The 5,643-nt window shown below is 45.3% G+C and carries 9 protein-coding genes and 1 pseudogene; 5 read left to right on the plus strand and 5 right to left on the minus strand.

Annotated features, from left to right (window positions below; translation table 11 throughout):
• Positions 1-580 precede the first annotated feature (580 nt).
• Positions 581-844: a BrnT family toxin gene (locus tag QME20_RS19375; RefSeq protein WP_014997213.1), complete on the plus strand. Its 264-nt coding sequence runs from the start codon at positions 581-583 to the stop codon at positions 842-844.
• Positions 834-1,079 carry a CopG family transcriptional regulator gene (locus QME20_RS19380; RefSeq protein ID WP_281716495.1) on the plus strand — a complete coding sequence of 82 codons (246 nt, stop codon included), beginning with the start codon at positions 834-836 and terminating at the stop codon, positions 1,077-1,079. The genes QME20_RS19375 and QME20_RS19380 overlap by 11 nt, the downstream gene beginning before the upstream one ends.
• Before the next feature lie 68 nt (positions 1,080-1,147).
• Here QME20_RS19380 and QME20_RS19385 read toward each other — a convergent pair whose 3' ends face one another.
• Both QME20_RS19385 and QME20_RS19390 read right to left on the minus strand, forming a co-directional pair.
• On the minus strand, positions 1,148-1,399 hold the full coding sequence (locus QME20_RS19385) for a hypothetical protein (protein ID WP_281716496.1): 252 nt from the start codon (positions 1,397-1,399) through the stop codon (positions 1,148-1,150).
• 10 nt (positions 1,400-1,409) lie between these two features.
• Positions 1,410-1,610, minus strand: coding sequence for a hypothetical protein (locus QME20_RS19390; protein WP_136251253.1), 201 nt, complete (start codon positions 1,608-1,610; stop codon positions 1,410-1,412).
• Between the two features lie 480 nt (positions 1,611-2,090).
• On the opposite strand from QME20_RS19390, the gene QME20_RS19395 reads away from it, so the two are divergent.
• Together QME20_RS19395 and QME20_RS19400 are read left to right on the plus strand one after the other, a co-directional pair.
• Positions 2,091-2,345, plus strand: coding sequence for a type II toxin-antitoxin system prevent-host-death family antitoxin (locus QME20_RS19395; RefSeq protein ID WP_061094129.1), 255 nt, complete (start codon positions 2,091-2,093; stop codon positions 2,343-2,345).
• Positions 2,338-2,601, plus strand: coding sequence for a Txe/YoeB family addiction module toxin (locus QME20_RS19400; RefSeq protein ID WP_168534470.1), 264 nt, complete (start codon positions 2,338-2,340; stop codon positions 2,599-2,601). The genes QME20_RS19395 and QME20_RS19400 overlap by 8 nt, the downstream gene beginning before the upstream one ends.
• Positions 2,602-2,691: 90 nt before the next feature.
• Here the strand turns inward: QME20_RS19400 and QME20_RS19405 are convergent.
• The 3 genes and pseudogenes from QME20_RS19405 to QME20_RS19415 form a co-directional block, all read right to left on the minus strand.
• Positions 2,692-3,414 (minus strand): annotated as a pseudogene (locus QME20_RS19405) (transposase); the annotation flags it as partial.
• A gap of 241 nt (positions 3,415-3,655) precedes the next feature.
• Positions 3,656-3,925: an AraC family transcriptional regulator gene (locus tag QME20_RS19410; protein WP_281716497.1), complete on the minus strand. Its 270-nt coding sequence runs from the start codon at positions 3,923-3,925 to the stop codon at positions 3,656-3,658.
• Positions 3,926-3,941: 16 nt separating this feature from the next.
• Positions 3,942-4,652, minus strand: a complete 711-nt coding sequence (locus QME20_RS19415; protein WP_281716498.1) for a DJ-1/PfpI family protein — start codon at positions 4,650-4,652, stop codon at positions 3,942-3,944.
• A 117-nt stretch (positions 4,653-4,769) separates the two neighbouring features.
• Here QME20_RS19415 and QME20_RS19420 point away from each other — a divergent pair, with 117 nt between their 5' ends.
• On the plus strand, positions 4,770-5,531 hold the full coding sequence (locus QME20_RS19420) for a hypothetical protein (protein ID WP_231506394.1): 762 nt from the start codon (positions 4,770-4,772) through the stop codon (positions 5,529-5,531).
• Positions 5,532-5,643: the final 112 nt, after the last annotated feature.

Consider the following 5,643-nt stretch of genomic DNA (forward strand, 5'->3'; position numbering starts at 1 on the left):
TATCACCGCCACAGTTACCTGTAACAGCGCTATCGGTTTGCATCGAATTCGCTCGCAGTGGATGATGCGTTTCCTCTGCGCCAAGGCACTTGTATACCAGAGCCTTACTGGTATTCACCGATCGCTCTTAGAGCAGATCTCCCCAGATAAGAGCATGGACTGTCTCTGCACTGCTGCATCATTTACGGTGGCCGTTAGATCACAGGGTTTCGTTGTCTTGTGCCAACTCACCTTCAGCCTACGCCTCATATGATGTTCTTGTCCATCAGCTCGCAGATTTGCTAGCGGCTTCCTCCAGACTATCTCTCACGATTTAGCCCTTGCCATTCGCTAGTAGTTCGCGTTGAATAACAGTGTGTTAAACAACGGTGATCTTCCTACAGAGGACTTTCACCTCATTAGTTCATGCCCATGCTGGGCGTACACAACCCAATCAACACACTCACTGCGTTCGCTGGGACGCATACACGCGGGGCGGCTGCGCCATTATGCCCCACATGTCTGCGCCCGTTATTGGAAAGTTAGCGGCCCCACAAATTTACCTCTTGCAGTCTGAGTCAAAAAGGTATAATTTTTACTCATGCAGAATTTCGAATTTGACCAAACTAAAAGTGATTCTAATTTAAGTAAACATGGAATCGACTTTGTAGAAGCCCAAAAGCTTTGGAATGACCCAATGCTTTTGGAGATCCCGGCAAAAACAGAAGATGAACCTAGATATATCGTTATTGGTCTTATCGGTGCCAAACACTGGACAGCAGTGATTACTCACAGGAATAAAAATATTCGAATTATTTCTGTAAGACGCGCCAGAAAATCAGAGGTGGCAATTTATGAAAGCTAAAAACTTTGAAGATAAATTCGAGAATGGAGATGAAGTTCTTCAACACTTAGATTTGTCTAAAGCCAAACGTCCCATGCAAAAACAAAAAAGGATTAACGTAGACATTCCAGAATGGATGATTGATTCCCTAGACAGAGAAGCTGGTCGTGTTGGCGTCACTCGCCAATCTATAATCAAGGTTTGGTTGGCTGAAAGACTTGAGCAATCGCAGTCTTTAGAACGCACAGGCAGCTAATCGGGTAGCCGGAGGTATCTAGCCTCCAGCCCCCACAACACCCTGCATGCGGCTCCGCACAGGGCGTTTCATTTAGGATAGTGAAGCGCAATCCATCCATCACGTTTCCAGTTTCCGGCGTTTGCCCAAGCGGGGAAGTCATCAATGGTCATGCCATCAATGCCAGCGGCCCCTTTGTTGGCTCGAACCTGCTTCCATGCCGACACAAGATTGGAAGGCTGGAGAAAAAGTTCGAGTAGATCTGCGCTAAAGGCTGGCTGCTCATCAGTACGCTGAGTCACGTCACTACCGGACGGCATTCGTGTGTTCAAGTCTGACAAGGCTCCTCCTTTATTCTAAATGTTCCGGCCTTGGCCGTGTCCCAGCCATTACGCTGGGCATTTGGCTACTATGCCGTCTGCTGACTTCTGCTCTATCACCGCCACAGTTACCTGTAACAGCGCTATCGGTTTGCATCGAATTCGCTCGCAGTGGATGATGCGTTTCCTCTGCGCCAAGGCACTTGTATACCAGAGCCTTACTGGTATTCACCGATCGCTCGTAAAGCAGATCTCCCCAGATAAGAACATGGACTGTCTCTGCACTGCTGCATCATTTACGGTGGCCGTTAGATCACATGGTTTCGTTGTCTTGTGCCAACTCACCTTCAGCCTACGCCTCATATGATGTTCTTGTTCATCAGCTCGCAGATTTGCTAGCGGCTTCCTCCAGACTATCTCTCACGATTTAGCCCTTGCCATTCGCTAGTAGTTAGCGTTGAATAACAGTGTGTTAAACAACGGTGATCTTCCTACAGAGGACTTTCACCTCATTAGTTCATGCCCATGCTGGGCGTACACAAATTGCTCAAATTCGTTCCGGGCCTCCGGCCCTCCACCGGACAGCCAAACCCAAGTTTGGCTGCCGTTTAGCAAAGCGTTAGCTGCCACGGCGCAGTAATGCACAACATTCTGTACATGAGCTCATTTTCGGTCTAAACTTGTACCATAATATGTACAAGTGAGGTGCGAAATGAGAATTGTCTCTTTTACCGAAGCACGAAATGGTCTAAAAGCCGTTTTGGACAATGTAATTAACGATGCAGATACAACAGTTATCACTCGTCGAGACTCTAAAGATGCTGTTGTAATGTCATTAGATTACTACAACAGCCTTATGGAAACTGTTCATCTACTTCGTTCTCCAGCGAACGCTGAACACTTAAATCGTTCAATAGCACAGTTTAAAGCGGCAAAAACGACCCAGCGAGAACTTATTGATGAGTAACAGGTTGTTATCATGGACTGATGAAGCTTGGAATAGTTACGTTTATTGGCAGACTCAAGACAAGAAAACCTTGAGACGTATCAATAAGTTAATTTCGGATGTAAAGCGTTCTCCATTTGAAGGAATTGGAAAGCCTGAACCTCTTAAAGAAAATCTTTCAGGTTTCTGGTCTCGCAGAATAGATGACACAAACCGTTTGGTATATGCCGTGGACGATACCGCAATTACGGTTATCTCGTGTCGTTACCATTACTAGTAGGTGGCAGCTAACAATCACATTAAGTCGCTCACAGGCTTATGTGGACTCCCCCATGTCAACAACCAAAATGTAATATCACAAAAAGAAATCAGCTACCACGCCAACAGCAACGAGCAATGGAACACCGCGCATCGCCTGAACGGCTTTCACCACCGGATAATAACGCCATTGGTGAACGTGGTGAGTTAATTCATTATCTAGCCTTTCCAGTCGACGGATGCGCTCTTCTATGGTTTGCAATTGTTCCTGCAAAACTATTTGCTGCGCCGGATGAGGCAATATCAATTCTGTAAGCCAGCGAAGGTGCTTCTTCGACCAGTTAGCAGTGCCTTCATAGCGTATGTTGTTGCGAAGCAGTAACGCTTTAAGCTGGTACTTGGCTTCCTTTAAATCCTTCATTGCGGCCTATTGAGCTCGAGATAACCCCCGCACAGCTTCGTCCTCCGGCTCTGGTACATAGATGGGGGTAAGGTCTTCAGACTTTAGTGACCTAACGAGTTTAAGCGCATCTCGACGGTCAGTTTTAATTCGCTCTCCCGGCTTTTTGGAAATAAGAGACGGTGCCACAATATAGCAACAATGCCCCAAGCTCGTTATCAGCCGATAAATCCAATAACCACACGGTCCAGCTTCATAAACCACGTGCAGTGTCGCGCCGGGATATTTAGAATCAAACTGACATAGCAGCTTTTTGACACTGACTTTGGAAGAAGAGATACGGCCATAGTGAACCGGACTCGCCCCACGCTGTTCCTCACAATAAGCAACCTCATGATTACAGCTTAGATGATTTAGAGCGATTTGGCATATCGAAAATTATTCTCAAAGACAATCATTGAAATTGGCGCGAATATCAGCCTGAAGCTCGCAACGCGATAAAACGGATTACATTAAAAAAGAACTATTCATTTATGCTTCATAGGTTTGAAACATAACAAAAAAATTAAGTTCGCCCGCTGCGCGGGCTGGGACGCATTCACGCGGGGCGGCTTCGCCATTATGCCCCACATGTCTGCGCCCGTTATTGGAAAGTTAGGCTAAAAGCTTAACTTTAATTATTGCGTCTTTGTTGTTGATAGTTGGAAGGTGTCATTTTTATTTTCTGCTTAAAGAGACGACGAAATACGCTATCGTCCGTATAACCCAGAGAAAGGGCGATTTCCTTTACTGACGTATTGGTGGTTGCTAACAATGTGCAAGCATGGCTTATTCTAACCCCGTCAATAAAGGCTTTGGGGGTTTCTCCGGTTAACTCTTTTAACTTACGATTTAGCGTACGTTCAGAAACAGCCATTATTTTTGCCAAATCACCAGCGTTCATGGTTTGGTAGTGTGCTTTACGAATGGTATATTCCGCTTTTGCCAGGAATGGATTGTTTGAAGCCTGATACCCCTCCGGCACATACAGGTTTTTGAGATTTTGGTATCGCATCAACGACAGAAAAATCAGCCACAACCTTCGCCGTTTCAATACCAGCAAGCTTTTGCACTACATGCAATGCAATGGTGACCCAGGAAAGTGGGCCACCAGCAGTGATGATACCGTTATCATCAATTAATTCACTTGCCCATACCGCATTCGCCTTTGGGAATCGTTGCTTTAATTCATCATGTAACCACCACGTGGTAGTGCATTTTCGGTTATTAAGTAAACCCGCCTCTCCAAGTGCAAATACACCGCTACAAGAGCCACACATGAGCGCTCCTTTTTTATATTGTGTAGCCAACCATGAGCAGGTAAGCTTATCTGTAGTGGTTTGGGGTGGGTGTCCTTGACCATTTGGAATAAACCCCGGTACCAACACTGCATCGCAATGCTTAATTGAAGCAAAATCAGAGTCGACCTCAAAATTACGCCCATGCCCGTCAGTTATCGGCTGCCCATCATGATTCGCCAAAATCACGTTTGGGTGCCACTCCACCTTCGAAAGTGCTCCATCTCCAGACTTCTGCACAAAATGCAAACCACTTAATGCAAAGATATCAACCATGCCCATTAGCCCTGATGGTAAGGCGTTATTCACTGAAAGAATCACAATTGTCGTCACCCATACACTCCAAACAAGTAATGGCAAATATTGCATGCATGATGTCTTTTTTGTCACTACTGGTCAAGCTACGCGAAACCCTACAATGGCACCTCGATTTCAACATAAGGGGAATCTATGAAAACTTTCAATCCTATGCGTAAAGCAAGTATTTATCTAACTGTATTTCTATTCATTTTAATGAATGCGTCTATATCACGCTCAGAAGTACCAAAACAGGAGACTATCATGAAAGAAGCAACCTATATTCCATTTGAGGCCAAGTCTGGACAAGACAAAGAGCTAACTGCTTTTCTAAAGGAAGGCGCAACACTGGTCGCGCAAACTGAACCCAATACCTTGTATTGGTATGCGCTTAAAAAAGACGATGGCAGTTTCGGAATTTTTGATTTTTTTCCAAATGAAGCGGGCCGGTCAGAGCACTTTGCAGGGAAAGTAGCAGCCGCATTAAATGCCAATGCAGATACGCTCGTAGCGCATGGTTGGGATAAGGGGGTTGTTGCTAATATTTCTAACTTTAGCGTTTTATCCTATAAAGAACCTGACACAGACTTAGAAAATGCAACAAGCGCAACTTATATATTGTTAAAAGCCCAACCAGGAAAAGAGCAAGAATTACAGCAGCTATTAATCGGAGCCGCACCTGTTGTCGCAGAAACTGAACCAAAAACGTTGTTATGGACATCACTTAAATTAGATAGCAACACTTTTGGTATTTTTGATACCTTTACCGATGAGAGTGGAAGAGAAGCTCACTTTGCCGGGAAAGTTGCTGCTGCCCTCAAGGCCCAAGCGGATGATCTTGTCGTTGGCGGCTGGGATAACGGTGTTCTAAACAACATTCATAATTTTGAGATTATTGCAGAAGCTGGCAAATAATTTTGGTCTTCTAGCTTGTTTGCTCACAATTAGCCTAATCGGGTAGCCGGAGGTATCTAGCCTCCAGCCCCCACAACACCCTGCATGCGGCTCCGCACAGGGCGTTTCATTT

The sequence above is a fragment of the Alteromonas sp. CyTr2 genome (assembly GCF_947311905.1).
Lineage (GTDB): Bacteria > Pseudomonadota > Gammaproteobacteria > Enterobacterales > Alteromonadaceae > Alteromonas > Alteromonas macleodii.